We start from the raw sequence: 1,758 nt of genomic DNA on the forward strand, positions 1-1,758 counted from the left end.
CGCACGCCGGCAAACCCGTCCGTGTCAGCATCGCCGTCAACGGGCAGCGCATCCGCCTGTACATGGATCAGGCCAAGCTATTTGACCTGCCCCGCGCCTTCGAACCCGCTAACCTACGCAGCAATTTCCATTTCCGGGCCGCCGAGCTTTTACCCGCACCCCAGGACGGTTTCTACATCGCCAACCTCCGCATTGCCGAAACCGGGCTGGACGCACGCAGCCAATTGCTGAAAAATGGTAGGTTCAGTACCACAGGCATTTACTTCAACGCGAATTCTGCCGAAATCAAGGCCGAATCGGCGGGCGTCTTGCAGGAAATCGCCGCCATTCTGAACGACAACCCCACACTGGGCATCACCATCATCGGACACACCGATAGCGATGGTGAAGAGGCGCATAACCTGCAACTGTCCAAAGCACGGGCCGCGAATGTCAAAACTGTTTTATGCGAGCGCTACGGCGTAGCACCCGACCGGCTGAAAACCGATGGCGCGGGTGAGCAGGCTCCCGTGGCAGACAACGGTACGCCTGCCGGCAAAGCGGAAAACCGGCGGGTCGAATTCGTCAAACGCTAGGAAACCACTTACTCACCGATCAATAACCTACCATACCGAAGGCCATGATCGCCCAGCATCCTTCACTTGATTTAAGCGATCTTGCTGAAGTGACGAAAACCTTCCACATTAATTAGGGATCTGGTTGCGATTCATCGGAATTGAGCGCAACCTGGTTCTCGAATAAGCATCGGAATTTGCTGAACACGAAAATTACGGCGATAACCAAAACAGAAAATGGAGTTTTATAATTAATCAATCTCGTTTTGGTAAGCAATGTATACCTCCTCTGACCAAGATAACGATATCGAACATAATATTCCTAAATACGGTAGATTGCCCGCTTATTTACAGTATTTCCCAATCATCAAGCAGCCGATCGCTAATTAAATATTCAACGGGTGGATAGCTGCTCATCAATACTCAAGTACGGTTACCTCGGTGCGCCTGTTGGCCTGGTGGTCCTCCCGGCTGCACGGCACGCCGTTGCCGCAGCCGTTCACCAGCCGTGTCTCCCCGTAGCCCCTGGCCACCATCCGCTCACGCGCAATACCCCGGCTCACCAGGTAGTCAACCGCAGACTGCGCTCGACGCTGGGAAAGGGCCATGTTGTAGGCATCGCTGCCCCGGCTGTCCGTATGGCTCGAAAGCTCGATCCGCAGCGTCGGGTTATCGCGAAGCGTGCGCACCAGCTCATCCAGCACCGCCGCGGCGTCCGGGCGGATGTTATGCTTGTCGAAATCGTAATAGATGTTCTCCAGCTCGAAGGTCCTGCCAACCTCGAATATGGGTTCAAGCAGCAAAGCCACCTCCAGCGTATCCGATTTTGTGATGCCCGCCGTGCTTACCCTGGCCGAATCGCCGTGGTACTTCTCCTTCTGGCCGAGTACCATATATTGCCTGTCCCTGTCCAGCACGAACTCAAACGTCCCGCTGCCGTCCGTGCGCTTCCTCGCCACGATTTCCCGCTTGCCGTCATACAGCGTCACTGAGACATCAGCCAGCCGGTCCTTTGTGTTTTTATCCGAAGCCGTACCCTGCAGGATGATGACGATCCGCGGCTTCTCGTAGGTAAAGGAATAGATGTCGTCGCTCCCTTTTCCCCCTGTGCGGTTCGAGGACAGATAGCCTGCGATACCTTCATCCCCTTCGTAGGTTGTGATGTAAGCAAAGTCGTCCCCCGGCGAATTCACCGGGTAGCGAA

Annotated in this window: 2 protein-coding genes; one reads left to right on the forward strand and one right to left on the reverse strand. The window is 55.2% G+C overall.

Annotated features, from left to right (window positions below):
- Window positions 1-575, forward strand: a 575-nt coding sequence (locus ACFQRK_RS23895) for an OmpA family protein (protein WP_379010945.1), incomplete at its 5' end; no start/stop codon positions are given.
- A gap of 395 nt (window positions 576-970) precedes the next feature.
- Here the strand turns inward: ACFQRK_RS23895 and ACFQRK_RS23900 are convergent.
- On the reverse strand, window positions 971-1,758 hold a 788-nt coding region (locus tag ACFQRK_RS23900; protein WP_379010946.1), incomplete at its 5' end, for an OmpA family protein.

Origin of the sequence: Parapedobacter sp. GCM10030251, from assembly GCF_042666505.1 — a bacterium.
GTDB lineage: Bacteria > Bacteroidota > Bacteroidia > Sphingobacteriales > Sphingobacteriaceae > Parapedobacter.